Below are 25,049 nucleotides of genomic sequence, written 5' to 3'. Positions count from 1 at the left end.
TTACTGATTTAACAAATTATAAAATACCTTGAGCTTTCATAGCTTCTTTTTCGTTATCCAAGATATTGTCATCATCAATCTGACGAACTTTTACCTTCAATATTTCTAATTCATCCATGATATCAACAAAGTTTTTGAAGTTAGAACCGCTGGTTGGTTTAACCAATACCACAAATTCTCCTTTTACACCAGATGCATCTGCTGTTTTTCTGTTGTCGATGATCGATTTTTCAACTTGTGATAAATTTTCAAAAGTTGGAGCTGTTGCACCAGCCTCTCCCATATACCAAGCTACCTTATCGTTTTTACCTAATAAAATAGTCATGGTTTTAGAAGCTTTCAGTTCCAATCTATTGTCCTTGTTGTTATCATCTTTATCTGGCTTCACAATATCCATTGCCTGTGGCGTAGAAATTGAAGTTGTTAAGATAAAGAATGTCACCAAAAGGAACATCAAATCTACCATCGGCGTCATATCGACTCTTGGCGTGGCTTTCTTCCCGCCTGTGTTTAATTCTGCCATTTCTTATTTTCTTCTAGCTTCAGCGTTTGTAACCAATAAGAATTTGTTTACTTTTTGCTTCTGCAATACATCCACAATTTTTTTAACTACCGGATATTCTTCTTTTGAATCTCCTTTGATACTTACACGCATTGGTTGAGAATTAACCTCTGCAGTTGCAGTACGGGCTTGTAGTACCCACGAGTTTAACTGGTTATCAGTTGAATCTGTTGGAATACCAGTTTGTACTCCCGGCTTCATACGCTCACCTCCATCAAGTGCAAGAAACGATTTTAGACTTGATACAGGAACACCGAATGATGCAACTAAAGAAAACTTTTTAATTTCTTCAGGAGAAAATGTAATGTTGTACTGCTGTCCAATCAACTCTAAGGTTCTAGCCTTAACTTTCTGACCTGCAACCTCGAAAAAAACCTTACCCTGACCAATGGTTAAAATTGCATTGTTCTCAACGGGCACCTTAAATTCATACGTTGATGAAGGGGTGGATACCGCTAATGGTTCAGGTTGTTTCGCCGTAGCAGTTAATATGAAGAACGTAAGTAACAGTGCAGCTACGTCGCACATGGCGGTCATATCTGTTACTGTACTGGTTCTTTTAACTTTAATTCTAGGCATAATATTTTTACTTTTTAATAATGATGATCTTTTTTCCGGTTTTCCATAAAGCCGGTAAAAATATTTTCAAAATATTATTTATGCGAGCTAGCGTAAGTTTGAACGATGCTGAAACCAGCCTCATCAATTGCATACGTCAACTTATCAATTTTAGAAGTTAATATGTTGTACATGATAATTGCTAATGTAGATACACCGATACCAGTCATTGTGTTAATTAGTGCCTCAGAGATACCTACTGCTAATGCTGATTGATCTGGAGCACCAGAGTTAGCTAAACCTGCGAATGCACGGATCATACCTGTTACTGTACCTAATAAACCGATCAAAGTACCGATAGATACCAAAGTAGCAATAATAGTTAAATTTTGCTCTAACATAGGCATTTCTAAAGCTGTAGCTTCTTCAACTTCTTTTTGGATGGCAACAATTGATTGCTCAACATCTAAGTTAGTGTCAGCTTCAACTTCGCTATATTTTTTCAAACCAGATTTGATTACGTTAGCAACAGATCCTTGTTGTTTATCACATTCTGCTTTTGCCGCTTCGATGTTACCAGCGTTTAAGAAACCTTTTACTTTGATGATAAAAGTATCTAAGCTTGATTTACCACTTGCTTTTCCAATAACGATTAAACGTTCGATTGAGAAAACGATTGTAGTTAATAATAAACCGATTAGGATAGCTACGATCGGACCACCTTTATAAGCTGTACCAGGATAGTTGTTTGGTAATGGTAAATTTTCGTTGTTATTGTCGATAAAGTTTGATGGATCTCCTAATACAAATCTCCAAATGATAAAGCCGATTACAATACAAATTGGAATTACTAATGTTGCAAAAACATTTGAAGCACTTGAAGAGCTCTCTTTTTTAACAGTTGTTGGTTTTGGTGCGTTTGCCATTTTTTTTTAATTTTTAGTTTTAGTTCTTGTTTTTAATTTTTAGCTGTTTTTACTTTTGTACTACACACAACGATTGTTATCTGGTTTTGTTGCGAAAAACAAATTTATAAATTGATTTTAAATTACAAATTAATAAATCAATAAACAATTAAATCGTTACTTAACATTTAGTTTACGGTAACCACCTAGGCGTATAACAAAAGAATTGCCCCAGCTAGAGGCAATTCTTTCACAATAAAAACTAAAAAAAAACCTAATTGCAAATTTTTCGCCCAAAAAATGTATTTTAAGTACAAATTAGCACGCTTTTAACTCTTCTTGGTGTAGTTTTGACACTTTGGGTTGTTCAAACTGTTTAAAATTATCGGCAAAAGCATTTGCCAGTTCATAAGCTTTCAAAAAGTATTCTTCCTGGCTGCTCCAGGTTTTCGATGGATCTAATATTTCATCGGGAACGTTAGGGCAATGTAAAGGAATCATTAATTTAAAAACATGGTGCATTTTGTAGTGGTGGTGATCTAAATTTCCGTTCAAAGCAGCAGAAATCATTGCTCTGGTATAACTTAATTTCATTCGCTTTCCAACGCCATACGGACCGCCACTCCAACCCGTGTTCACTAGCCAAACATTTACTTTATGGGCTTTCATTTTTTCACCCAATAACGCCGCATATTTTGAAGGATGCAATGGAAGAAAAGCCTTGCCAAAACAAGCTGAAAAGGTGAGTTGGGGCTCGTTAATACCCGCCTCGGTTCCTGCCACCTTAGCTGTGTAGCCGCTCATAAAATGAAACATGGCCTGCTCAACATTCAACCTCGAGATTGGTGGCAGCACGCCAAAAGCATCAGCTGTCAAGAAAAATATGTTTTTAGGAACAGAAGCAATTGATGGTACAATCGCATTGTCAATAAAATCAATCGGATAAGCTACCCTCGTATTTTCTGTTTTTTGAATATTTGAAAAATCTACCTCTTTAGTATTATTGAAGAAATTAATGTTTTCTAAAAGTGCCCCGAATTTTATTGCTTTATATATTTGTGGTTCTTTCTCTTCTGTTAAATCTACACATTTAGCATAACAACCTCCTTCAAAGTTAAAAACAGAATCATTTCCCCATCCATGCTCATCATCGCCTATCAATCCTCTCTCAGGATCAGCCGATAAAGTCGTTTTACCCGTTCCGGAAAGACCAAAGAATATTGCAGTATCGCCATCATTACCCACATTTGCCGAACAATGCATTGAAAGTGTATTTCTATAGATTGGAAGGATGAAGTTTAAAACAGAGAAAATTCCTTTTTTAATTTCTCCAGTATATCCACTTCCGCCAATTAAAATTATCTTCTTAGTGAAATTGATAATGGAGAAATTTTCTTGCCGCGTGCCGTCTGACATTGGATCTGCTAAAAAGCCCGGCGCTGCAATAATTGTCCATTCGGGCGTAGATCCTAAATCATCAATTTCTGGTCTAAGAAAAAGGTTGTTTGCAAAAAGATTTTGATAAGCGGTTTCTGTCACTACCCTAATAGAAATGGAGTAATCAGGGTCGGCACATGCGGAAGCATCACGAACGTAGATTTTTTTATCTATCAGATAGCTTGTGATTTTGGCAAACAATTGATCAAAATTTGCCGGACTAATTTTGATATTTACCTCACCCCACCAAACAGTGCTTTCAGTAATATCGTCGTTCACGATAAATCTGTCTTTGGGAGAACGACCGGTAAACTTGCCAGTATCAACAGCTAATGCGCCAGATGATGCTAATTCGCCCTCTTTATTTAATAAGGCTTCATCAATTAATTCCATTGGAGATAATTGGTACTTTACGGCATTGTTTTCGCCTAAATTTAAATAGCTTAAATCTGGCGCATGCAGTTTCTTTTTGCTCATAACAATAAGTTAGTTAGTGAGGCAAAGGTAAAGAGTAATTGATGAAACAAACTAGTATTTTTAAGTAATTATTTACATATTGTAGCAATTACACTATTGCACAACTATCTTACTTACAGTATTTTAAATACCATTTTAAAGCCTTAAAAAAATGAAAAAAATACACTAAGATGCAGGCCCGTATAAAGAAATAATAACTCAGATTTTCTTCGCTGGAAGAAACAGCGTTCAAGAGGATGGATCGACGGAGCCTTCCAATGATGTTATGTTCCAGTTTTAGAAGCTAAGGTTTACTACTAAATTATCCCCCAGCTTTTTTCACCTTGTAACCGTCTTTTTGAAGAATAACCATTATCTTATCTCGCACGTCGCCCTGAATCATAATTTCACCATCTTTTACAGATCCACCGACACCACATTTGGTTTTTAGCATTTTTCCTAAAACCTCTAGATCTTCTGTTTTACCTCTAAAACCGGTGACAAGCGTTACTGCCTTTCCTCCCCTATTTTTCTTATCGAGCATTACCCGTAAATCTTGCTGGTTATTTGGTGAGGTTACTGTATCGTCTACTTCCTCTTCATATTCGAATTCCGGATTTGTAGAATACATAATTCCACCAAGATCACTCAGGCTATTTTTTTTTGGTTTCATTATACAAAGGTAGAAAGTAATGGAAGGTTTTGTAAAGCTAAGGAACTATAACTTTTAAAGAAAGTGGGTTTATACTCACTTTAATATCGGCGCTCATCTGCAATGGTTCGCCATCAACATGAACCGGTCCCGCATGTTCTCTTGTAATTTTGATGTTTTTTCCGCGTATAATTTCAATCATATCAGAAGTTTCTGCCATACCTTTTAACATGATGTAACTTAACATAGGTAGTTTCAAGATAGAAAAAGGCTTAATAATGCAAACATCGAGCAAACCGTCCTTTACTGATGCGTTGGGCGATATGTAAACATCGTTGCCATATTGCGAAGAATTTGCGATACTAACGGCAAAGGCTTTTCTTCTATATTCCTTGCCATCAATATCAAGTAGATATTGTTCGGGCTTATAGTTGAAGACCTCTTGAAACCCTAGCTTAACATATCCTGCAAGACCACGTTTTTTATCTCTTGAAAAAGCTGAGCTCAAATGTGCGTCAAAACCCATACCAGCTAAATTAAAGAAACATTTGTTATTGAATTCAGCAGTATCTATTCTATCAACCTTAAATGCATTTATAGCTAGTATTGCGTGGCGCAGGTTTTTAGGAATATTTAGAAAACGGGCCAAACCATTTCCAGAACCTAGCGGCAGAACCCCTAATGTAATATTATGTTTTAAAACTTTGGTGGCCACTTCATTAATGGTACCATCGCCGCCAGCGGCAACAATCACATCGAAATTTTTCGTGGCGGCCTCATCTGCCAGTTCCGAAGCATGGCCTACATATTCTGTGAATACGAAATTTGCATTAAACTTTTCTTTATCAAGATACTTATCGATAAAATCAGGAATACGCAGCTTTCCCTTTCCACCGGAAATAGGATTAATAATGAAAAGTATATTGTTCTTTGTGTGCAAAGTGTAAGAATGAGCGTACAAAATAATCTATAATTTTTGAAATAAAGAAAATATGCTAATTTTGCAGGCATTAAAAGTGGATTGATTTGCTATCCCGATCATCGGGACCGGATTGCAACCACTTAAAAAAATTGCTAATGCCTCCTTCCAATCATAACAAACCTGTTTTCAAGGGGTTTTGGCAATTATTTATTTTGTTTACATTTCACTAATAATATTTAATAAATGTCGTATTTATTTACATCAGAGTCTGTATCTGAAGGCCATCCAGATAAAATTGCCGATCAAATTTCGGATGCACTAATTGATAATTTCTTAGCATTTGACGCAGAATCTAAAGTAGCTTGTGAAACTTTAGTAACTACCGGACAAGTAATTTTAGCTGGAGAGGTCAAATCAAAAACCTATTTAGATGTTCAACAGATTGCCCGTGATGTAATCAAAAGAATTGGTTATACAAAAAGCGAATACATGTTCGAGGCTAACTCATGCGGTATTTTATCTGCCATTCACGAACAATCGCAAGATATTAACCAAGGGGTAGACAGAAGCAGTAAAGAAGAGCAGGGTGCAGGCGACCAGGGAATGATGTTTGGTTATGCTACAAACGAAACTGAAAACTACATGCCATTGGCACTTGATTTGTCTCACGCTTTATTGAGAGAATTAGCCAATTTAAGAAGAGAGAATTCTGAAATCAGCTATTTACGTCCAGATGCAAAATCGCAGGTAACGTTAGAATATTCTGACGATAACCAACCTCAGCGTATCGACGCCATTGTAATTTCTACACAGCATGACGATTTTGTGAAGCCTAATTCTGAATCCAAAGCAGATAAAGACGCTGCCAACGAAGAAATGTTGACCAAAATTAAAAGTGATTTGGTTTCCATTTTAATTCCGCGAATCAAAGCAAAATATCCGCAGTACGCTCATTTGTTTAATGATGACATCACTTACCACATCAATCCGACCGGAGTATTTGTAATTGGCGGTCCACACGGTGATACGGGTTTGACTGGCCGAAAAATTATTGTAGATACTTATGGTGGTAAAGGTGCTCACGGTGGTGGCGCTTTCTCTGGCAAAGATCCAAGTAAGGTAGATAGAAGTGCTGCTTATGCTACTCGTCATATTGCAAAAAATCTTGTTGCTGCTGGCTTATGCGATGAGGTGTTGGTTCAGGTTTCTTACGCTATCGGTGTTGCAAAACCAACTTCAATTAACGTAGTAACTTACGGGACTGCAAAAGTTGGCCTAACTGACGGCGAAATAAGCAAGAAAGTGGAAGAAATTTTTGATATGCGTCCTTATTTCATTGAACAACGTTTAAAATTAAGAAACCCGATTTATAGTGAAACAGCTGCTTACGGGCACATGGGCAGAACCCCGGAAACTGTAAGTAAAACTTTTAAAAACCCTTACGGTGAAGAAAAAACCGTTAGTGTTGAACTGTTTACTTGGGAGAAATTGGATTATGTAGATCAGGTTAAAGCGGCATTCGGCATTTAATTCAACAGAAATATAAAAAAAAGCTTCACGTAATCATAGACGGGAAGCTTTTTTGCTTTGAGAGTTACTATAAACCTTTCGATTTTAAAAAATCTGTTTCTTGTTTTAATATATTTTTATCGTCAATACTATAAGACTTAATATCTGCGATCTTCATTTCGTCAATCGCATCAACAAAATCTTGAAATTTAGCAGTTTTAGTTGGTTTGATGATCACAATCATGTATTTTGATGGATCATCTGCATGCACTTTTGCCACTTTAAGTTTATTTCCTACTATTTCTTTCTGAAGATCATCAATAGACGAAATTGTCATTATTGATGCATCAGCTGTGCCCAGATAGCTTACCGCCTGGTTGTTTTTGCCAAGTAAAACCGTCATCGTTCGTGAAGCAGGATAATCCATTGTACAGCCAGCACACTCATCTGGTTTGGCTACATCTGCAGCATTCAAGGTACCCAGCGACGTGGTTAACATAAAAAATGTGGTTAGCAAGAACATCAGATCGACCATCGCCGTTAAATCGACTCCTGGTGCTGCTTTTTGGGCTCTTCCTTTAGCAGGCTTGCCATTTGTAGTTTCGTTTAAAGTTGCCATAAGTTTTGGATTTTAATGATGATGCCAACTGAATAGAGATTGCATAAAAAAAGCGATTAAAAATTAATCGCTGTAAAGAATTGGTGAAGTGTATTACCTAACAGCTTCGATTACACCACAACCGACCCGCGGGCCAGAATTACCTGTAGGCTGTGTTTTATAATCGTCTGTTCCTCCATGAACAATAATACCTCTTCCTATAATATTTTTAACATCGCCATCTTGCACACTCCAGCGATCGGTAGTAATGGAAATTTTTGCTTCGCCTTTCGAATCCAATTTTATATTGCCTATATCACCACTATGGAATGCTCCAGAATCCCACTTGCCGTGGTTTTCCTTCGTTGGATTCCAGTGCCCGTGAGTGTTTTCTCCCATATCGCCACAATCTCCATGCTCATGAAAATGTACAGCAACGTTACTATCTGCTCTTGAAGCAAATTTTAACTCTAAATCCATTTTAATTTTTCCATCACTTAACCCATAAAAGGTAGCTTTGCCGATACTTTTTGACGGATCTGCAGTTTCTGCTAAGCTTGCTGTAGCAAGTTTGCTTTCTTTCTGACCACAAGCACTTAATAATGCAATACTAGCAATCGCTAATCCTAAGAAATATTTTTTCATACTTTTAAATTTAGTTTTCATATGAAACAGATTGGCAATCATTTGGTTTGATTAAAAAACTGAACACATTAAAACCATTTAAGAAGCCACATGTTTAACAAGTATAAAATCATAGAATTATGGAACGGCCAATTGCGATGAATACTTTGAGTCAAATTTTAGAAAAGTTGAGGCTGAAAGGAAAAGATAATGAGTTAAAGATGTCTGATCATGGTAAAATGCAAAGCAAATCGCTTAGCAAGATTTATAAACCAGAAGATTTGACAATAGTTAAAACTTATAGATTTGAGGGGGACTCCGATCCTGGAGACAACTCCGTACTTTATTTAGTAGAAGATAAGGATAAAAATATTGGATATATTTTAGATGCTTATGGTATTTATTCGGATAATATAGGTTCAGGTTTTGATGATTTTCTTAAGAAAATTCCGACTGAAAACCGGGATGAACAAGAGCTATTCTGTTAAAAGAACTTATTGAAATTACTTGATTGAGCACGAATGACATCATTCGTGCTTTTTTATTAATATGCCTTAAGCATTATGTGCTTCCTCTTTCCATTATATGTATTTTTGCCGCTTATTTATCATTTCTGATGAAAAGCAAATTTATCATTCCACCGATTCCTGCAGTTTTATCTGCCATCGTTAGTGTTCAATGTGGTGCGGCGATAGCAAAAGGTCTTTTCCCGGAGATCGGAGCTGCTGCAACTGCTTCGTTAAGAATAGGCCTATCTGCCATCATTTTACTTGTTGCTTTCCGTCCCAAACTGAGCGAACTTAACGCTAAGCAATGGAAATATGTAATTTTATATGGCCTTTCTCTTGGCGCAATGAATATGATATTTTACTTTGCCATAGAGCGCATTCCTATTGGCCTTGGCGTTACACTAGAGTTTGTTGGCCCACTGGTTGTAGCAATATTTAGCTCCAAAAAAGCTGTCGATTTTATCTGGGTAATCTTAGCGGCAGCGGGGATTGCGCTGATTGCACCTTGGACTGATAAAGGATTAGATTTAATTGGCGTATTACTGGCACTACTTGCAGGCGCTTTCTGGGCTGCTTATATCTTATTGGGTGGTAGAATTTCAAAGATAATGAAAGGCGGTGAAGCTGTAGCGGTAGGCATGTTATTCGCAACTATTCTCATCCTGCCGTTTGGATTTGCGGGAGGAGGTCTAAATCACCTCAACCCTAAATTATTAGCGCTGGGCGCTGCGCTTGCTTTACTTTCAAGCGCTATACCTTTTACGCTTGAAATTACTGCCCTGAAACAATTACCTCCGAGAACTTTTAGTATACTTATGAGTTTGGAGCCAGCAATGGCTTCGCTTGCAGCTTTTGTCTTTTTGCAAGAATACCTCACGGTGGTAGAATGTGCCGCTGTTGCCTGTGTTGTTATTGCTACAGCGGGATCTTCACTTACCGCAAAAAAAACGCTGGAAATATAAATTACCCTGCGAATTAAAAATTACCATTCATAAACTTAACAAAGTCGATAAATGTTGATGGATTTGAGTATGCTAAATAGTCTTAGATCTCTCCTTTAAATATAAGATTTGCTATAAAATTTAAACTTTTTCTATCAAGGTGTGTCTATTATGTATGATTAACACACAAGAAGCATATCATTTTATTACGATGCCTCTGCTTATCGGTATCGTATTATTCATTTTCGGAACCGCATTATTTATCATTGCGATTAAACGTAAGGATCAAAGAAAACAAGTTGCAGGCTTAGCAGAATTTACCTGTTCGGATAGAATGGTTAATACTAAAAAAATGGAAAAAGCGATTCGATATATCGCTTTGGTTTTACTACTATCTGGCTTTGTCATTATTACTTACGAAGCTTTAAGAATGGAAAGCCAACCCTCGAATCAAACCGACACGGCTACAAATCTCTTATAATTAAAGTCGCTCCAACGTCATCATTAAGCTCGAAATCGTTTTTGCTTTCAAATTATCGTATCTTAAAAAAGATCCTTAAAATGGGAACTCAAAATAATTAATTTTAAACTAAAAATTTTCAAATTTGGCATTAAAAAAAGCAGGATTTTATAGGGGGCCACGCTTGCCCTTCAGAAAAAAAGAAGCAGAACACAAAATTAACCAATACATCACTTCGCCTGAAGTGAGGTTGACCGGAGAAAATGTTGAAACAAATATTTATCCATTGGAAACAGCTTTAGCATTAGCTAAAGACCAGGATCTAGATTTGGTTGAAATATCACCAAACGCCAGTCCACCAGTTTGTCGCATTATTGATTATAGCAAGTTTCTTTACGAACAAAAGAAAAAGCAAAAAGAAATCAAGGCCAAAGCAAAACAGACCATTATAAAAGATATCAGATTCGGTCCTAATACAGATGACCATGATTTTCAGTTTAAACTGAAGCATGCCATTTCGTTTCTAGAAAGCGGCGAAAAGGTTCGGGCCTTTGTTCATTTTAAAGGTAGATCAATTGTTTATAAAGATCAAGGTGAAATATTATTACTAAAATTTGCCCAGGGACTTGAAGATGTTGGAAAAGTAGAATTGTTACCAAAGTTAGAGGGCAAGAGAATGTTCTTAACACTAGCTCCAAAAGCTGGGAAGAAATAAATAGTTCGCTCATCTTTAATACCTTAGAAACAAGAAAGCCTTAACTTTTCCAAGTTAAGGCTCTTTTTGCGGAATGGACGGGACTCGAACCCGCGACCTCCTGCGTGACAGGCAGGCATTCTAACCAGCTGAACTACCACTCCTTTTGTTCCTCTTTAAAGTTAGAACCTCTCTCCCTTTCGGGAATGCAAATATAGGCACTATATTTACTTAATCGCTATTTTAAACAAAATTTTGCAGATCAAATCTGTAACCTGCTGAATCTCATTTGGTATATTTTCATTTTCTTCATTCAAAAAACAAAAAAGCCTCAACTTTTTTCAAGTTAAGGCTTTTGTTGCGGAATGGACGGGACTCGAACCCGCGACCTCCTGCGTGACAGGCAGGCATTCTAACCAGCTGAACTACCACTCCTTTTGCTCTTCTTTAAAGTCAGAACCTCTTTCCTCTTTCGAGGTTGCAAATATAGAGACTATATCTTTATTTGCAAATTTTATTTTAAAATAATTTTAATTGCCTAGTTTCCAGCACCTTCCTGCATTTTCTCAGCATTTTCAGCAAACTGTAACGCATCGATAATTTCTTGAATATCTCCATCCATAATGGCCGGTAGATTATACATGGTTAAGCCAATACGGTGTTCGGTTACACGCCCCTGAGGGTAGTTATAAGTTCTAATCTTGGCAGAACGGTCTCCTGTAGAAACCATCGTTTTACGTTTAGCAGCAATATCACCATTCTTTTTCTGCAATTCGATGTCGTACAACTTACTACGCAACATCTCCATAGCAATCACCCGATTACCTAACTGAGAACGCTCTTGCTGGCAAACTACTACAATGCCCGAAGGCTTGTGTGTTAACTGCACTTTGGTTTCTACTTTGTTTACATTTTGTCCACCAGCACCACCTGAACGAGAAGTTTGCAGCTCAATATCAGCTGGGTTAATGTAAAGATCAATTTCTTCAGCCTCCGGCAAAACAGCTACAGAAGCGGCGGAAGTATGCACACGTCCCTGCGTTTCAGTATCTGGCACCCGTTGAACGCGGTGTACACCACTCTCATACTTTAGCTGACCATAAACATCATCACCACTCACTTTCAAAATCACCTCTTTATAACCGCCAGCGGTTCCTTCAGTTACATCAACCGTTTCTACTTTCCATCCTTTAGTTTCAAAAAAGCGGGTATACATACGGTACAAATCACCAGCAAATAAAGCTGCCTCATCGCCACCTGTTCCACCTCGAATTTCAAAAACTGCATTTTTAGCATCTTCCGGATCTTTAGGAATCAACATCAAACGGATATTGCTTTCCATTTCTTCTTGTTGTTTCAACAACAAATCGAGCTCCTCTTTAGCCATTTCACGCATTTCAGGGTCTTTTTCAACCGCTAAAATTTCCTTGTTGGCATCAATATTACTCATTACATTTTTGTAGATTTTATACTCATCTACAATTTTGCCCAAGTCTTTATATTCTTTATTTAAAGCCGCAAAACGTTTCATATCCTGAATCACATCCGGATTACTCAACGATTCTTCTACATCTTCCCAACGTAGTTTTATGGCTTCTAACTTATCTAACATAGTATTATTCGAATTGAAATGCTCCTAGTTTGGTATTCGCCAAAAATTTAGGAAATGCAAAAATAAACAAAAAAGCTGAATTTGTTTGGAACAGGCTGATACAGTTTTAAAGGATTTGGGATGGTTCTGTAAATATGTCGGTCAGCAGTCCCGCTAACGTTCAAGCACCGAGAGAAGTGGTGGCTTTACACTTCTATCAAGTTTGGAAACGAGGGTAATTACCTTTTTTGACCTTTACGTTTCTTAAATAGCAACAAGTGCAGAATCAATTAACCCGGATTGAAATGGCAACTATCGATTCTCTTCTCCTGACTTCGCCAATGCGTCACCCAAATTGAGTTTTCCAAAAGTCGTCTGAAAATAACAACTCAATTTCCTTTTGCCTTTCAGTAATAATCATTGTTTTGTTGATGGTTCTCCCACTTTGAGGCAATTTTATTTTTAGCGTAGTAATGGTTTTAGCGATTTCCAAGACTTTATCCACACTTATTTTATAGTGATTTTCATTTAATATGCGTTCAAGTTCTTTGTAGACTTTATAAGCAACAAAACAGATGCATACATGGGCTTCTATTCGTTTAGATGTGAAATGGAACATCGGTCTCATTTCAACCGTCCCTTTGGTAATTCTGAAAGCTCTTTCTACCTGCCATAAACTGCTATATTGATCATATACCTCTGCTGCAGGAAGGTCCGTATTGGTGATGTATCCTTTCAATCCATCCTATTTTGCATCCTCCTCAACATTGCTTTTGTCAATGCTCACCTGTACATCTTTTGATATCACCAGGAACTTGTTATAGCCACGCTTATTTATATTTTCCTTAGAAATGGTGCCTGCCCTAAAAGCTTTTTCCAGTCGACTAATTCCCTTGATCCTGTTATAAGCATCTTTTTTTGCACGCTTTTCCGAATAACCCACTATCAATCTACCTTGTCCAACGGTGGTCTCATTAAAACCACCTTCGATCTTCTGCTGGGAAAGTATCCAATCTTTTTGAACCTTATTTGCATTTTTTATCCTGGCACCTATGATATATTTATATCCATGTGCCTTTAGAAAATCTATATTCTTCTTATTTATAAGACCAGAATCAGCGACCAATACAAAATCATCCAGTTTGAAACGCCTTACAAAATCATCTACAATCGGAATCATTGTATGCCCTTCGTATTGCGTTCCATTGAACATCGAATATGATAATGGATAGCCATCCTGACTAACTAACAACCCTAAAACTATCTGTGGTTGACTATGCTTACCATCTTTGGAGAAGCCGGGTTCTCTGAAACCATCCCCGTAATCTGATTCAAAATATAGTGTGGTTACATCATAGAACATTAAACCGATCTTACCTCCAAGAATCTTTCTGGTATGCTCAACGCTGATTTTTTGAATAGATTCCTGCTGGGTATTATAGAGCTTGTCCATATATCGGTAAATTTTACCGAGCTGAAGATCCTCATCAAAATGTGATTTTAGATATTCAATGGTTGCGGATTTACTCATCGGTTGAGTTAATCTTGAGATAACCAGTTGTCTCAAGATATAATCATCTATAGTATCAAATCCTATAGATTCATAGACTCTATTTAATATGAGCTGAGCACCATTATGAAGGATATTTTCTATATTTGAGAGGAACAGATTGGTAACATATGCTTCCTCAGTATCCTGAGTATGCCGCCTAAATAAATCTTCTCCTTTCACCTGATTATCTGCCCAAACCTTAGCTTCATTATAGAAGCGGTCAATCTCCAAATTATCCCTTGATACACCGATGGTCTTAACTTCCTTAAATTTACCCTGGATCTTTACCGCTACAACGATGCTGGTAGTGCCAGAACGATTCTTTTTCTTTCGGACAAACATTCATAAATATAGCGCTTAATCGCTTTGCGTCACCCAAATTGGTGATGCGTTTTTTGTAAATAGCAATGAATCAATTATTTATGAATTGACTGAAGAAATAGCGACAAAGTCAGGAAAAAAGCTGAATTTGTTTGGAACAGGCTGATACAGTTTTAAAGGATTTGGGATGGTTCTGTAAATATGTCGGTCAGCAGTCCCGCTAACGTTCAAGCACCGAGAGAAGTGGTGGCTTTACACTTCTATCAAGTTTGGAAACGAGGGTAATTACCTTTTTTGACCTTTACGTTTCTTAAATAGCAACAAGTGCAGAATCAATTAACCCGGATTGAAATGGCAACTATCGATTCTCTTCTAATCGGAACTATAATGAAAAGCCAGAGGGACGCTATAAATTCTGCGGATTTTGCTTTCCAAAACTTAATAAATCTTTCTGATACGCAATATAAAACAAGACTGTAAATTTTATCTGTAATAATCCAGTTTTAATTCTACCCCGTCAAAAACTGCGTAGGAATTGTAATTGAGCCACTCACCAAGATTTACGTAGCGGCTTCCACTACCTAAATGAATATCCAAGGGCAAATGCCGATGACCAAAAATAAAAAAATCGAAATGCTCTTTTTTTAACTGCTCTTTGGCATAAATGGCCAGCCATTCTTTATCTTCACCTAAAAAAACCTCTTCTTCAGTTTGAGCTGCCCTACTTCCCTGACTCCAGGCGTTTGCAATACCAATTCCAAAGTTAGGATGTAAACGAGCGAATAACCACTGGCAAAGTTTACTTCTGAATATTTTACGCAAGAATTTATATTTATGATCGCCTGGTCCTAACCCATCGCCATGATGGAGGTAAAACTTCTTACCATTGCGTTCAATAATTTTCTCATCGCCAATGATTTCCATGCCAAGTTCCTGGCTAAAATAATCGCGAACCCACATATCGTGGTTGCCTTTAAAAAAATAGATTTTAATTCCAGAATCGGCCATTGTGGCCAACTTACCTTGCAAACGGATAAATCCCTTAGGGATAACCTTAGAATATTCAAACCAAAAATCGAAAATGTCACCCATTAAAAACAATTCGCTGCAGGTTGGCTCAATAAAATTCAGCCAATTTACAATGCGATTTTCACGGGCACGGCTTTCGCTGTAACTCGGCGTACCTAAATGAAAGTCAGAAGCGAAATAAATGTTCTTGCTCATGTAAGGCTTCAAAGGTAGTGGAAAAAGTCCGAAGGAAAAAGTTTGGAGTCCATAGTATGCAGGCCAAAGTTCGAATGCAAAAAATCACATAAGAGAAAAAATCTGTGTATTCTAAGCATCTGTGCAATCATCTCGAAAGGAAAAACATATAATAGTAAATAAATCCATTTCGAGATGAAAAAGCAATTTGTATTTGGCTTATTTGCAGTAGTCTCGTTAGCTTGCAAGGCTGAAAAAAAATGACCTCAATGAAATATCCCGCAACAAAAAAAGACAGTACAGTTGATCATTATTTCGGAACCGAAGTTGCCGACCCCTATCGTTGGCTGGAGAATGATACATCAGCTGAAACTGCAGCATGGGTAAGCGCTGAAAATAAAGTGACGCAACAATATTTGTCTCAAATTCCTTACCGCGATGAGATTAAAAAAAAGCTGACCGAAATTTGGAACTACCCTAAAGATGGTGCTCCGTTTAAGGTTGGTGATTATTACTTTTTTACCAAAAACAACGGGCTTCAGAACCAAAGTATCTGGTATATTAAAAAAGGTCTCGACGGAGAAGAGGAAGTTTTTTTAGACCCCAATAAGTTAACTGCTGATGGTACCTCAGCTGTTTCTCTAATCGGTTTTTCTCATAACAAACAATATGTTGCTTATTCCGTTGCTAAAGCTGGATCTGATTGGAACAGTATTCACGTCATAGAAATTGCTTCAAAAAAGGAATTAGCAGACGAGCTGCAATGGACAAAATTTTCTGGTGCGGCCTGGAGAGGTGATGGTTTCTATTACAGTAAATTCGATAAGCCTGAAAATGGTTCGGATTTATCTGCCGCCAATAAATTTCAAAAAATCTACTATCACAAATTAGGCGATTCACAAGAGGATGATCAACTTGTTTTTGAGGATGAAACCAATCCCAACCTATATTTTGGAGCTTTTGTTACAGAAGATGAGCGCTTCTTAGTTATTTATGCAAGTGCCGGAACATCTGGTAATGCTTTACATTATCAAGATTTGAGGATACCTAACGGCAAAGTTTCTCTTTTGGTTAAAGGTTATGAAAACAACTATAGTATTATAGACAGTGTTGGCGACAAGCTTTTATTGAATACTGATCTGGATGCAGAAAATAAATGCGTAGTGCTCGTAGATCCGGAAAACAATGCTCCAGCCCATTGGGAAACCATCATTCCCGAATCAAACCTCGCACTGGAAAGCGTAGATACGGGAGGGGGCTTTTTGTGGGCGTCGTATCTCAAAGATGCCAGTACAAACATTGTTCAATATGATTTAGCAGGAAAAAAAATTAGGGAAGTTGACTTGCCGGACATTGGTACCGCCACCGGTTTCGGCGCTTACAAGGAGGATAAAGAGTTCTTTTACACCTTCTCAAATTTCACCACGCCTGGCACTATCTATCGCTATGACATCGCAAAGGCAACCTCCTCACTATACAGAAAACCTGACCTAAATTTTAACACCGACAACTATGAAACCAAACAAGTATTTTATTCTTCAAAAGATGGAACTAAAGTACCGATGTTCATCGTTCATAAAAAAGGAATTAAATTAAATGGCGATAGTCCTGTTTTCCTGTATGCTTATGGAGGCTTTCAGGTGAGCCTAACACCAGGATTTAGTTTATCAAGAATGCTATTTCTGGAAAAGGGCGGAATTTATGTTCAGCCGAGTTTACGCGGCGGAAGCGAGTATGGCGAAGCCTGGCATAAAGGCGGAATGATGGAGAAGAAACAAAATGTCTTTGACGATTTTATTGCGGCAGCCGAATTTTTGATTGAGGAAAATTATACCAATCCATCTAAAATTGCCATCTCAGGTGGATCAAACGGAGGCTTACTGGTTGGGGCCTGCATGACTCAAAGGCCGGAACTTTTTAAAGTTGCATTACCAGCCGTAGGCGTTTTAGATATGTTACGCTACCATAAATTTACCGTTGGCTGGGGTTGGGTGGTTGAGTATGGCAGCAGCGAAGAAAAAGAAGACTTTGATTATCTGATCAGATATTCGCCATTGCATAATATTAAGGCTGGCGTAAATTATCCGGCAACATTGATTACAACTGCAGATCATGATGACCGTGTGGTACCTGCACATTCATTTAAGTTTGCAGCTACGCTTCAGGAAAAATACCAAGGAGAGAATCCAATATTGATCAGAGTGGATACCAATGCCGGCCACGGCGCGGGGAAACCGACTACAAAAATGATTGAGGAAGCTGCTGATGTGTGGAGTTTTGTATTTCAAAACCTGGGAATGGAGTGGTGAGGATATTTTAACCTGATCAGTACTTCTGAAAATTCTTCACGTTATTTAAGTTCTTGATATAAGCCTGGGAAAACCAGAAATAAACTCAGTGCCTAAACACCCTGTTTTTAATTTTAACCTCACCTTATCATAAGGTGTTATATTTTTAAGGCCGACATATAAATAGAAAAATCCTGAAGTTTCAACAGTGCCCAAACCACCTATTGTTACATGGAAAGTTCTCGTTTTACCGACACCCTTTATGAACCGATTTGCAATAGTTGTTTCGAAATTCCTACTTTCTTTTGTGTAGAGTTGATTAATCAAAAGTAGAATAACATCCGATAGCCAAAATTTTGAGACGTAAATTAACAAGGCAAGGATTCCCAGACCAGCGAAAATAGTTCTTAAAAGGCTATCATCTTTAAAGAGGGAGCGGAAGTTAAAAAGGTATAAAATGACTATGGGCAAAAGGAGGATGTAATTCAAATAACTTACCCAACCTCTAAATTTCGGCTTACTCAATACAGCACTAACATTAAAAACGAGAGCGGAAAGCAAGGGCAAAAGCATTAGCCAATTCCATGGATGATGCTCCAGGTAAATATAGGCGCCTAAACCTACAGGCATAAACGCAGTTGGGAGTTGCCATGTTTCACTATAAACGATAAAGGTTATCGCCCAAACCACAAACAGCAGTCCTAAAATTGGCAGAAGAATTCCCAAGTCCATCGCTATTGAAGATACCATTTTTGGCTAACATATAAATTAATCTCAAAATATAAAAATTAGTTAACTCTATTAAATCTATAGACCAATTATAATTCGCTTTGGAACGACTAAAACTCTTATCTTTTTAATTTAATCACTTCAAAGCATATAAAATACTGAATAAGATAAGATTACAGAATTATCTAGAATATTTCTAAATAGAGAAATTGATAAAAGTTTATTTTGTAACTTTGCATCAAATTTTTTTGAATGATCTCTACTGATATAGCCGTAATTGGCGCTGGTCCGGTTGGTTTATTTGCCATTTTTGAAGCCGGTTTATTAAAAATGCGTTGCCATTTAATTGATTACCTTCCTCAGGTTGGTGGTCAGCTTTCTGAAATTTACCCAAAGAAACCAATTTACGATATTCCAGGTTATCCTTCGGTATTGGCGCAAGAGCTTATTGATAATTTGATGGAGCAGGCAAAGCCTTTTCATCCAACTTTTACCTTAGGTGAACGTATTGAAGGATTGGAAAAACGTGGCGAAGCTGATTTCGTTTTAACCACGAACATGGGAACCGTTATCGAAGCTAAAGTGGTGGTTATTGCTGGCGGATTAGGTTGTTTTGAGCCACGTAAACCTGCTGTTGAAAACCTCGAAAATTTTGAAAACGGTAAAGGTGTTAACTATATGATTCTTGATCCCGAAAAATACCGTGATCAGAAAATGGTTATTGCTGGCGGTGGCGACTCTGCTTTGGATTGGACGATTTACCTTGCCGAAGTTTGTTCTGAATTAACGTTGGTGCATAGAAGTGAGAGCTTCCGTGGTGCTCCAGATTCTGTTGCTAAAGTGATGGCATTGGCCGAAAGCGGAAAAATTAACCTGATTTTAAACAGTAATTTACAAGCTGTTCACGGATCAGATAAGTTAGAGCAAGTAGAAATTGTACAGAACCGTACCATGGAAAAAACGGTTGTAGAAGCAGATCATTTGATTCCTTTGTTTGGTTTAAGTCCAAAATTAGGCCCAATTGAAGCCTGGAACTTAAACATCAGCAAAAGTGCTATCGAGGTTAATACCGATGATTATTCTACAAACATTCCCGGTATCTATGCCATTGGCGATATCAATACTTACGCTAATAAGTTAAAATTAATACTTTGTGGTTTCCACGAGGCCGCTTTAATGAGTCACAGTGCTTATTCGTATATGAATCCGGGTGTAAAATACACGATGAAATATACCACCGTAAACGGAGTTTCAGAATTTTAGGCTTTGCGTTAATATTGTTTCAATAAAAAACTATTTTAAGTAAGTTTGCGCTAATAAGCGAGCAGAAAAATGGAAAACAACATTACGATATACATGCAAGAACCGGATGGTTCTGTTACCCTTCACGAGGCACCAACCGATATGGGCTTGAGTTTGATGGAATTTTTGAAAGCATCAGAATACGATATTTTAGCTACCTGCGGCGGGATGGCTTTGTGTGCCACTTGTTGCGTTGATGTGTTAGAAGGCGAAGAGAAATTAAACGAAATGAGTGATGATGAATATGCAATGTTAGATACCTTGCCTGATTTGTTACCCAACTCTCGTTTAGCTTGCCAGCTACAGTTAAACAACAATATGGATGGCCTAAAAGTGAAATTACACGGAGTAAGTTAAGTTTATAAGATAGATAAAAGTAAAGGGCGATGTTGAAAAACATCGCCCTTTGTTGTTATGAGTGGATTCATTTAAAGAGCCCGAATGCAGGAATTGATCTCTGAAGAAGGAGCTATTTCATATATATGTACGAAACAGCTCCTTTGTTTTTGTATTGGGGCGTGTAAACTATAATGGATTTTGTGTTACAACACCATTTCCAATGTTAATTTCGTCTTGAGGAATCAAAAATTGCCATTGCTTATCACCAGCTGGAATGGTTAAAACATTAGCATAAGATACGTTATGATTAGCACCAGTTCTATCTAAAGCTGAATTTGTACGTTTCAAATCGTAGAATCTAAATCCTTCTCCCCAAAGCTCTACTCTTCTTTGATTCATAATCTCAGTAATTAAGGCTGCGCCTGTATTTGTTGACAGTGTGTAAGAAGGATTACGGTTAACAGCCAAAGGCAACAATGCCTGGGCAGCTAAAACATCATTTCCTCTTCTCGCTTCAGCTTCGGCTTCAATTAAATACATCTCAGCAGCACGCATATATGGAACGTCACCAATACTTAAAGAAACGTCAGCAACTTTAAATTTTCGGCTCATGTATCTGTAACGACTTGATGCTGAAGTTGGAATTGGGAACTCCGCGGTGTTTGTTCCAGTTGGATCCCAAAGTTTTTTACGCACATCAGTATCAGGAATCCAGTTATATAATGATGAATTGATCGATTTTGGACTGGTTCTAATTACTGTAGAGTTATAATTCGCAGACATATACGCAAAAAACGAATAAAAATAATTTGTTTGATCAGAAGTTATTCGTGACGCCCACATCCACTCGGTGTTGCTGTAATCGTTAAAACCTGCCTGATAAGCTGTATTATTCATTAAAGTATAACCAGTTCTAGCCTCTTTAGCAAATTTTACTGCATCAGCCCAGTTTTGTTGCGTCAGCGCTATTCTCGCTTTAATACCTTTTGCCACATCAATATTGAAATGAGATTTATTTGTTCTTGTGTAGCCTGCAAATAAACCAATAGCATCGTCAATATCTTTATTAGCTTGTGCGTACACTTGTGCAACAGTACTTCTTGGCGTTTTTTCGTTAGCTGGCGTTAATACTAATGGTACAGCCAAACCGCTATTTGCCTGACCAGCAACATAACGCTCTCCAAATAATTGAACCATTTGGTAATATGCCCACCCACGGTAAGTTAGTGCCTCTGCTTTTATAGCTGCTTTATCAGCAGCACTACCTTCTGCATTATCAATATTTGCGATAATCATGTTTGCATTACTTATAATTACATAATAAAACTGGTAATTATAAAACAACATGCCGCTGTTTGGGTTACGGTGTGATATCCATTTACCTTCACTTAGAAGCCAGGTACTAGAAGCGATATTAAACACCATATCCTCACCCAAGATATCCATGTAAAGCATATTTCCACTCTGCCCACCTTGTGCTTGCGCACCGAAAATTTGGTTATACATTAATCTATGGATACCATTAACTGCCGTCCAGGCATTTTTTGTAGTACTAAAAAGTACGTCCGTAGAAACTTGATCTGTTGGGTTAGTTTCTAAAAATCCCTTTTCACAGGAACTGAGTGTGGTTAACAAAGCACCCACAATCATCACTTTACTTATAATTTTTTTCATAATGTTTTATACAATGAATTAAAAGCCTATGTTAACACCTACTGAAACAACTTTACTGAAATAGTAATTGTTCCCTACTATTCCTGTGAAAGTACTTGATACGCCCATCCCTTTACGGTGTGAGAATAACGCTAAGTTTTCTCCAGTTACAAATACGTTCGCCGACTTAGCTTTAATCTCTCCTAACCAACGTGCAGGGAATTGATAGTTTAGCGTGATATTATTCAGTTGTAAATAGCTAGCATTAGTCAACCATCTCGTACTCGCCCCTGTAAAATCTGCAATGCGGTTGTTATCAAATCTTGGAACATCAGTCGCATCACCAGGATTCTGCCAACGGTTCAACGCATCAACATGCATAGCCGTACCGTAATTACCACCGTGCATTAGCGACTGATATGCGCTATCATAAACTCTACCACCGAATTGGAAGGTAAACAAGAAACTTAAGCTTAGGTTTTTATAGGTAAAAGTGTTTGTCATTGATCCATACAAATCAGGAATTGAAGAATTATCTGAGTATCTATAATTTGCTTCTCCAATTACTTTTGTTACCGTGTCAGTTCCATTCACAATCTTTGCATTCGTTGTTAGGCTATTAGTTCTGTACAATGCCTCACCAGTCTGCGAATCAACACCGTAGAATTCTCTTAAATAAAAATCATAAATCGAGTGGCCAACACTATAAGCTTTAAAACCAGTTGACGACTGAATCAATGGTTGGTTGTCTGGCATTTTAGTGATTTGATTTTTGAATTTGGTTAAATTAATGGTTGCTGTATATTTGAAATCTTTATTGCGAACAACCTCTCCGGTAATCTGCGCTTCCCAACCTCTGTTATACAAACTTCCAATGTTAGTAGGAATAGCGAAATAATACGGACTTGTAGTTGATCCTCCGTTTGATAATGGTTGGGGTACATCAAAAATTAAACCATCGGTAATTCTGTTAAAATACTCGACAGTACCTGTTAATCTGTTTTTAAACAAGCCAAATTCCAAAGCTACATCCAAGTTTTTTGCAGTCTCCCAGGTTAAAGTTGGATTTGATAACCTAGCTTGTCTAGATCCGGATTCAGCCTGGTTATTATTGCCTAAATTATATAAAGCTTTGTAAGCGTAATAATCGATCCCAGCATCATTACCCAATTCTCCATATGAAGATCTTAGCTTTAGTTGGTCTACCCATTTAGCATTAAAGAAAGCCTCTTTGTGGATATTCCAGCCTGCGCTTATACCATAGAAATTATTCCAACGTACCGCTGATGAAAATCTCGAATTACCATCTCTACGAAAGTTAGCACTTAATAAATATTTTCCATCAAAATCGTAATTAATACGACCTAAATAACTTTCAAGAGCATAATTATCCTCAAAAGAACTTGTACCTAAAACAGTTGCAAAGTTTGATAGTTCTGTGATTCCATCAAAACTTTGTCCACTTCTGCTACCTGAAAGTTCATTATACTTACGCGTGAAAGTTTCATGTCCTGCAAGGGCATTAACGTTATGTTTACCGAATTGCTTATTATATTCTAATAATTGGTTAAAGGTAATATTGGTTGTACGGTATAAATATTGATAAGCCCTACCTGCTGGAGCTCCATCACCTACAATCGGGTTATCATATAAGCGCTCGTGAATATCCTGCAAATCGAAACTTACATTAGTAGTCGCTTTTAAATCTTTGGTGATATTAACGGTTGCATAAGTCCTAGCATTGATAACGCCTCTTACTGATCTCTGCGAATCATTTATATTTTCAAAAATAGTGTGGCGACCTTGAGAGAACGGACGGCCGTTACCAAAATCAAACTGACGTTGTCCATTGGCATCCAATACATAATCACCAGTTGTAGCATTGTGAAGGTATACCGGATAGATTGGGCCAATATAACGGGAAATATAAAAAGGATTAACCACTGAAGATCCGCCATCACCAACATTATCTGTTAATGATTTACTGTAAGTCCCACTCAAATTTAACCCCGTTTTAAACCATTTTACTGGATTTGAATTCACAGCCACACGACCGTTGTATCTTTTTAATCCAGATTTTATAAGAAATCCTTCTTCATTTGTGTAACCAACTGAAGCAAAAAAATCAGATTTTTCATTACCACCTGAGTAAGTCATGTTATAATTTTGTCTTTTCTTGCCACCTTGACTAGCTGCATCAGCCCAATCTAAGTCATCACCATATAACAATGACGCATTAGGATTCAAAATACCATCGGCGGATACAATTTGGTTATCAGCAACATTGTAAGGATTGTAACCTAACAGTGATTTAACACCAGTGTAATTTGCACCATTATAACTACTTAATGTACCAGCAGCAATCTGGCCCGCGATATTACGAGGAATGGCTAAAGAACCATATTGTAAAGTATTTCTTTGCACTTCCCACATTAATGGATAGTACGTATTGGCATCAACACGCTCATATTCTGGTAAACCCCGATCCAACCATCCAACTGATGCCTTAAAAGTTAAATTATCAGAATTCTTCTTACCTTTTTTTGTTGTAATCATTACTACTCCGTTAGCTGCTCTTGAGCCATATAGCGCAGTTGTCGAAGCATCCTTTAAAATAGATACATTTTCAACATCGTCCGGATTAATGTTTGACATACCACCATCATAAACCACTCCATCAACTACAATTAAAGCAGAGTTTGAGGCAGAGATAGAACCAAATCCTCTTACGCGAATTGCGGCAGAAGAGCCTGGTGCACCACCTGCAAGATTGGTTTGAATACCAGGAGCAGCGCCTACAACTGCACTAAGTACGTTTGTAAGCGGTCTTTTTTCGAACTCACCAGCGTTGATTTGAGCAGTTGAACCAGTAAAAGTTTCCTTTTTAGCGGTACCATAACCAACAATTAATACTTCATCCAATGATTTGGTATCGGTTGTTAATGCTAAGTTAACGGTTGTTCCGCTAATCGCTACTTCACGTGTTAAAAAACCAAGAGAAGAGATGACAAGTGTTTTTGCACTCTGGCTAACGCGAATGGAATATTTACCATCGTTACCTGTTAACGTTCCTGAACCTGTTGTCTCTTTGATTTTTACGGACGCTCCTGGAATTGGGAGACCGTCTTCACTTGATGTTACTGTCCCAGTAATTGTTCGATCTTGAGCCATTGCATTAGATGCAAAAAACAAAAGCACGAACAAACTTTGTAAAAGTTTTTTCATGAATTTAAATTAGTTGTTT

General features: G+C 37.5%; 23 protein-coding genes and 2 tRNA genes. 8 read left to right on the top strand and 17 right to left on the bottom strand.

From position 1 onward, the window contains the following. Positions 1-16: 16 nt before the first annotated feature. The 6 genes from OQZ33_RS01960 to OQZ33_RS01935 all read right to left on the bottom strand — a co-directional run bounded on the left by OQZ33_RS01960 (position 17) and on the right by OQZ33_RS01935 (position 5,510). Positions 17-523 carry an ExbD/TolR family protein gene (locus OQZ33_RS01960; protein ID WP_056850765.1) on the bottom strand — a complete coding sequence of 169 codons (507 nt, stop codon included), beginning with the start codon at positions 521-523 and terminating at the stop codon, positions 17-19. Between the two features lie 3 nt (positions 524-526). Next, positions 527-1,141 carry a biopolymer transporter ExbD gene (locus tag OQZ33_RS01955; protein WP_265797356.1) on the bottom strand — a complete coding sequence of 205 codons (615 nt, stop codon included), beginning with the start codon at positions 1,139-1,141 and terminating at the stop codon, positions 527-529. Between the two features lie 74 nt (positions 1,142-1,215). Further along, entirely contained in the window at positions 1,216-2,046 is an 831-nt protein-coding gene (locus OQZ33_RS01950) for a MotA/TolQ/ExbB proton channel family protein (protein ID WP_265797355.1), read from the bottom strand. A 297-nt stretch (positions 2,047-2,343) separates the two neighbouring features. After that, positions 2,344-3,939 (bottom strand): phosphoenolpyruvate carboxykinase (ATP), encoded by a 1,596-nt coding sequence (gene pckA, locus OQZ33_RS01945; RefSeq protein WP_265797354.1) that lies wholly within the window; start codon positions 3,937-3,939, stop codon positions 2,344-2,346. 301 nt (positions 3,940-4,240) lie between these two features. Further along, positions 4,241-4,591 carry a translation initiation factor gene (locus OQZ33_RS01940; RefSeq protein ID WP_265797353.1) on the bottom strand — a complete coding sequence of 117 codons (351 nt, stop codon included), beginning with the start codon at positions 4,589-4,591 and terminating at the stop codon, positions 4,241-4,243. A 37-nt stretch (positions 4,592-4,628) separates the two neighbouring features. Next, positions 4,629-5,510 carry a diacylglycerol/lipid kinase family protein gene (locus tag OQZ33_RS01935; RefSeq protein WP_265797352.1) on the bottom strand — a complete coding sequence of 294 codons (882 nt, stop codon included), beginning with the start codon at positions 5,508-5,510 and terminating at the stop codon, positions 4,629-4,631. Between the two features lie 225 nt (positions 5,511-5,735). Between OQZ33_RS01935 and metK the strand changes: the two genes are divergently transcribed. Then, complete coding sequence (metK, locus tag OQZ33_RS01930) at positions 5,736-7,022, top strand: methionine adenosyltransferase (RefSeq protein ID WP_265797351.1); 1,287 nt, start codon at positions 5,736-5,738, stop codon at positions 7,020-7,022. A gap of 67 nt (positions 7,023-7,089) precedes the next feature. Here metK and OQZ33_RS01925 read toward each other — a convergent pair whose 3' ends face one another. Beyond that, positions 7,090-7,620, bottom strand: coding sequence for an ExbD/TolR family protein (locus tag OQZ33_RS01925; RefSeq protein WP_265797350.1), 531 nt, complete (start codon positions 7,618-7,620; stop codon positions 7,090-7,092). A 93-nt stretch (positions 7,621-7,713) separates the two neighbouring features. Next, positions 7,714-8,244: a superoxide dismutase family protein gene (locus OQZ33_RS01920; protein ID WP_265797349.1), complete on the bottom strand. Its 531-nt coding sequence runs from the start codon at positions 8,242-8,244 to the stop codon at positions 7,714-7,716. Between the two features lie 119 nt (positions 8,245-8,363). Between OQZ33_RS01920 and OQZ33_RS01915 the strand changes: the two genes are divergently transcribed. The 4 genes from OQZ33_RS01915 (at position 8,364) to infC (ending at position 10,848) form a co-directional block, all read left to right on the top strand. Beyond that, on the top strand, positions 8,364-8,711 hold the full coding sequence (locus tag OQZ33_RS01915; RefSeq protein WP_265797348.1) for a hypothetical protein: 348 nt from the start codon (positions 8,364-8,366) through the stop codon (positions 8,709-8,711). A gap of 128 nt (positions 8,712-8,839) precedes the next feature. Beyond that, on the top strand, positions 8,840-9,694 hold the full coding sequence (locus tag OQZ33_RS01910; protein ID WP_265797347.1) for an EamA family transporter: 855 nt from the start codon (positions 8,840-8,842) through the stop codon (positions 9,692-9,694). Positions 9,695-9,848: 154 nt separating this feature from the next. Continuing rightward, positions 9,849-10,154 carry a hypothetical protein gene (locus tag OQZ33_RS01905; RefSeq protein WP_265797346.1) on the top strand — a complete coding sequence of 102 codons (306 nt, stop codon included), beginning with the start codon at positions 9,849-9,851 and terminating at the stop codon, positions 10,152-10,154. 124 nt (positions 10,155-10,278) lie between these two features. Then, the gene (gene infC / locus OQZ33_RS01900) at positions 10,279-10,848 is read left to right on the top strand and encodes a translation initiation factor IF-3 (RefSeq protein ID WP_056850750.1); all 570 of its coding nucleotides are present in this window, start codon (positions 10,279-10,281) and stop codon (positions 10,846-10,848) included. A 69-nt stretch (positions 10,849-10,917) separates the two neighbouring features. Here infC and OQZ33_RS01895 read toward each other — a convergent pair. The 6 genes from OQZ33_RS01895 to OQZ33_RS01870 all read right to left on the bottom strand — a co-directional run bounded on the left by OQZ33_RS01895 (position 10,918) and on the right by OQZ33_RS01870 (position 15,515). Further along, positions 10,918-10,991 (bottom strand) — tRNA-Asp (locus OQZ33_RS01895). Positions 10,992-11,188: 197 nt separating this feature from the next. Beyond that, a tRNA-Asp gene (locus tag OQZ33_RS01890) sits at positions 11,189-11,262 on the bottom strand. Between the two features lie 103 nt (positions 11,263-11,365). Further along, positions 11,366-12,439, bottom strand: coding sequence for a peptide chain release factor 1 (gene prfA / locus OQZ33_RS01885; RefSeq protein WP_265797345.1), 1,074 nt, complete (start codon positions 12,437-12,439; stop codon positions 11,366-11,368). A 325-nt stretch (positions 12,440-12,764) separates the two neighbouring features. Next, positions 12,765-13,157, bottom strand: coding sequence for a transposase (locus OQZ33_RS01880; RefSeq protein WP_265797344.1), 393 nt, complete (start codon positions 13,155-13,157; stop codon positions 12,765-12,767). 6 nt (positions 13,158-13,163) lie between these two features. Continuing rightward, positions 13,164-14,312 (bottom strand): IS1634 family transposase, encoded by a 1,149-nt coding sequence (locus OQZ33_RS01875; RefSeq protein ID WP_265797343.1) that lies wholly within the window; start codon positions 14,310-14,312, stop codon positions 13,164-13,166. A 462-nt stretch (positions 14,313-14,774) separates the two neighbouring features. Further along, on the bottom strand, positions 14,775-15,515 hold the full coding sequence (locus tag OQZ33_RS01870; protein WP_265797342.1) for a UDP-2,3-diacylglucosamine diphosphatase: 741 nt from the start codon (positions 15,513-15,515) through the stop codon (positions 14,775-14,777). A 248-nt stretch (positions 15,516-15,763) separates the two neighbouring features. On the opposite strand from OQZ33_RS01870, the gene OQZ33_RS01865 reads away from it, so the two are divergent. After that, entirely contained in the window at positions 15,764-17,803 is a 2,040-nt protein-coding gene (locus OQZ33_RS01865; protein WP_265797341.1) for a prolyl oligopeptidase family serine peptidase, read from the top strand. 45 nt (positions 17,804-17,848) lie between these two features. Here OQZ33_RS01865 and OQZ33_RS01860 read toward each other — a convergent pair whose 3' ends face one another. Further along, positions 17,849-18,532 (bottom strand): hypothetical protein, encoded by a 684-nt coding sequence (locus tag OQZ33_RS01860; protein ID WP_265797340.1) that lies wholly within the window; start codon positions 18,530-18,532, stop codon positions 17,849-17,851. A 231-nt stretch (positions 18,533-18,763) separates the two neighbouring features. Here OQZ33_RS01860 and OQZ33_RS01855 point away from each other — a divergent pair, with 231 nt between their 5' ends. Further along, positions 18,764-19,774 (top strand): NAD(P)/FAD-dependent oxidoreductase, encoded by a 1,011-nt coding sequence (locus tag OQZ33_RS01855; protein WP_056850743.1) that lies wholly within the window; start codon positions 18,764-18,766, stop codon positions 19,772-19,774. Between the two features lie 69 nt (positions 19,775-19,843). Further along, positions 19,844-20,170, top strand: coding sequence for a 2Fe-2S iron-sulfur cluster-binding protein (locus OQZ33_RS01850; protein ID WP_265797339.1), 327 nt, complete (start codon positions 19,844-19,846; stop codon positions 20,168-20,170). A 168-nt stretch (positions 20,171-20,338) separates the two neighbouring features. On the opposite strand, the gene OQZ33_RS01845 is transcribed toward OQZ33_RS01850, so the two are convergent. Beyond that, positions 20,339-21,826 carry a RagB/SusD family nutrient uptake outer membrane protein gene (locus OQZ33_RS01845; RefSeq protein WP_265797338.1) on the bottom strand — a complete coding sequence of 496 codons (1,488 nt, stop codon included), beginning with the start codon at positions 21,824-21,826 and terminating at the stop codon, positions 20,339-20,341. 18 nt (positions 21,827-21,844) lie between these two features. Further along, entirely contained in the window at positions 21,845-25,030 is a 3,186-nt protein-coding gene (locus OQZ33_RS01840) for a SusC/RagA family TonB-linked outer membrane protein (protein WP_265797337.1), read from the bottom strand. Positions 25,031-25,049 lie beyond the last annotated feature (19 nt).

It is taken from the genome of Pedobacter sp. MC2016-05, from assembly GCF_026239735.1.
Taxonomy (GTDB): Bacteria; Bacteroidota; Bacteroidia; order Sphingobacteriales; family Sphingobacteriaceae; genus Pedobacter.
The sequence above is the reverse complement of the archived record's forward strand: the minus strand, read 5'-3'. Positions and strand labels throughout refer to the sequence as shown.

What these genes read in the sequence shown, in the direction of transcription:
- OQZ33_RS01845 (WP_265797338.1), bottom strand. Translation starts at nt 21,826, where the DNA reads ATGAAAAAAATTATAAGTAAAGTGATGATTGTGGGTGCTTTGTTAACC.
- OQZ33_RS01955 (WP_265797356.1), bottom strand. Translation starts at nt 1,141, where the DNA reads ATGCCTAGAATTAAAGTTAAAAGAACCAGTACAGTAACAGATATGACC.
- OQZ33_RS01910 (WP_265797347.1), top strand. Translation starts at nt 8,840, where the DNA reads ATGAAAAGCAAATTTATCATTCCACCGATTCCTGCAGTTTTATCTGCC.
- OQZ33_RS01905 (WP_265797346.1), top strand. Translation starts at nt 9,849, where the DNA reads ATGATTAACACACAAGAAGCATATCATTTTATTACGATGCCTCTGCTT.
- OQZ33_RS01850 (WP_265797339.1), top strand. Translation starts at nt 19,844, where the DNA reads ATGGAAAACAACATTACGATATACATGCAAGAACCGGATGGTTCTGTT.
- OQZ33_RS01860 (WP_265797340.1), bottom strand. Translation starts at nt 18,532, where the DNA reads ATGGTATCTTCAATAGCGATGGACTTGGGAATTCTTCTGCCAATTTTA.
- OQZ33_RS01875 (WP_265797343.1), bottom strand. Translation starts at nt 14,312, where the DNA reads ATGTTTGTCCGAAAGAAAAAGAATCGTTCTGGCACTACCAGCATCGTT.
- OQZ33_RS01950 (WP_265797355.1), bottom strand. Translation starts at nt 2,046, where the DNA reads ATGGCAAACGCACCAAAACCAACAACTGTTAAAAAAGAGAGCTCTTCA.
- OQZ33_RS01865 (WP_265797341.1), top strand. Translation starts at nt 15,764, where the DNA reads ATGAAATATCCCGCAACAAAAAAAGACAGTACAGTTGATCATTATTTC.
- OQZ33_RS01925 (WP_265797350.1), bottom strand. Translation starts at nt 7,620, where the DNA reads ATGGCAACTTTAAACGAAACTACAAATGGCAAGCCTGCTAAAGGAAGA.
- OQZ33_RS01840 (WP_265797337.1), bottom strand. Translation starts at nt 25,030, where the DNA reads ATGAAAAAACTTTTACAAAGTTTGTTCGTGCTTTTGTTTTTTGCATCT.
- prfA (WP_265797345.1), bottom strand. Translation starts at nt 12,439, where the DNA reads ATGTTAGATAAGTTAGAAGCCATAAAACTACGTTGGGAAGATGTAGAA.
- OQZ33_RS01870 (WP_265797342.1), bottom strand. Translation starts at nt 15,515, where the DNA reads ATGAGCAAGAACATTTATTTCGCTTCTGACTTTCATTTAGGTACGCCG.
- OQZ33_RS01940 (WP_265797353.1), bottom strand. Translation starts at nt 4,591, where the DNA reads ATGAAACCAAAAAAAAATAGCCTGAGTGATCTTGGTGGAATTATGTAT.
- OQZ33_RS01920 (WP_265797349.1), bottom strand. Translation starts at nt 8,244, where the DNA reads ATGAAAAAATATTTCTTAGGATTAGCGATTGCTAGTATTGCATTATTA.
- OQZ33_RS01855 (WP_056850743.1), top strand. Translation starts at nt 18,764, where the DNA reads ATGATCTCTACTGATATAGCCGTAATTGGCGCTGGTCCGGTTGGTTTA.
- OQZ33_RS01915 (WP_265797348.1), top strand. Translation starts at nt 8,364, where the DNA reads ATGGAACGGCCAATTGCGATGAATACTTTGAGTCAAATTTTAGAAAAG.
- OQZ33_RS01960 (WP_056850765.1), bottom strand. Translation starts at nt 523, where the DNA reads ATGGCAGAATTAAACACAGGCGGGAAGAAAGCCACGCCAAGAGTCGAT.
- metK (WP_265797351.1), top strand. Translation starts at nt 5,736, where the DNA reads ATGTCGTATTTATTTACATCAGAGTCTGTATCTGAAGGCCATCCAGAT.
- pckA (WP_265797354.1), bottom strand. Translation starts at nt 3,939, where the DNA reads ATGAGCAAAAAGAAACTGCATGCGCCAGATTTAAGCTATTTAAATTTA.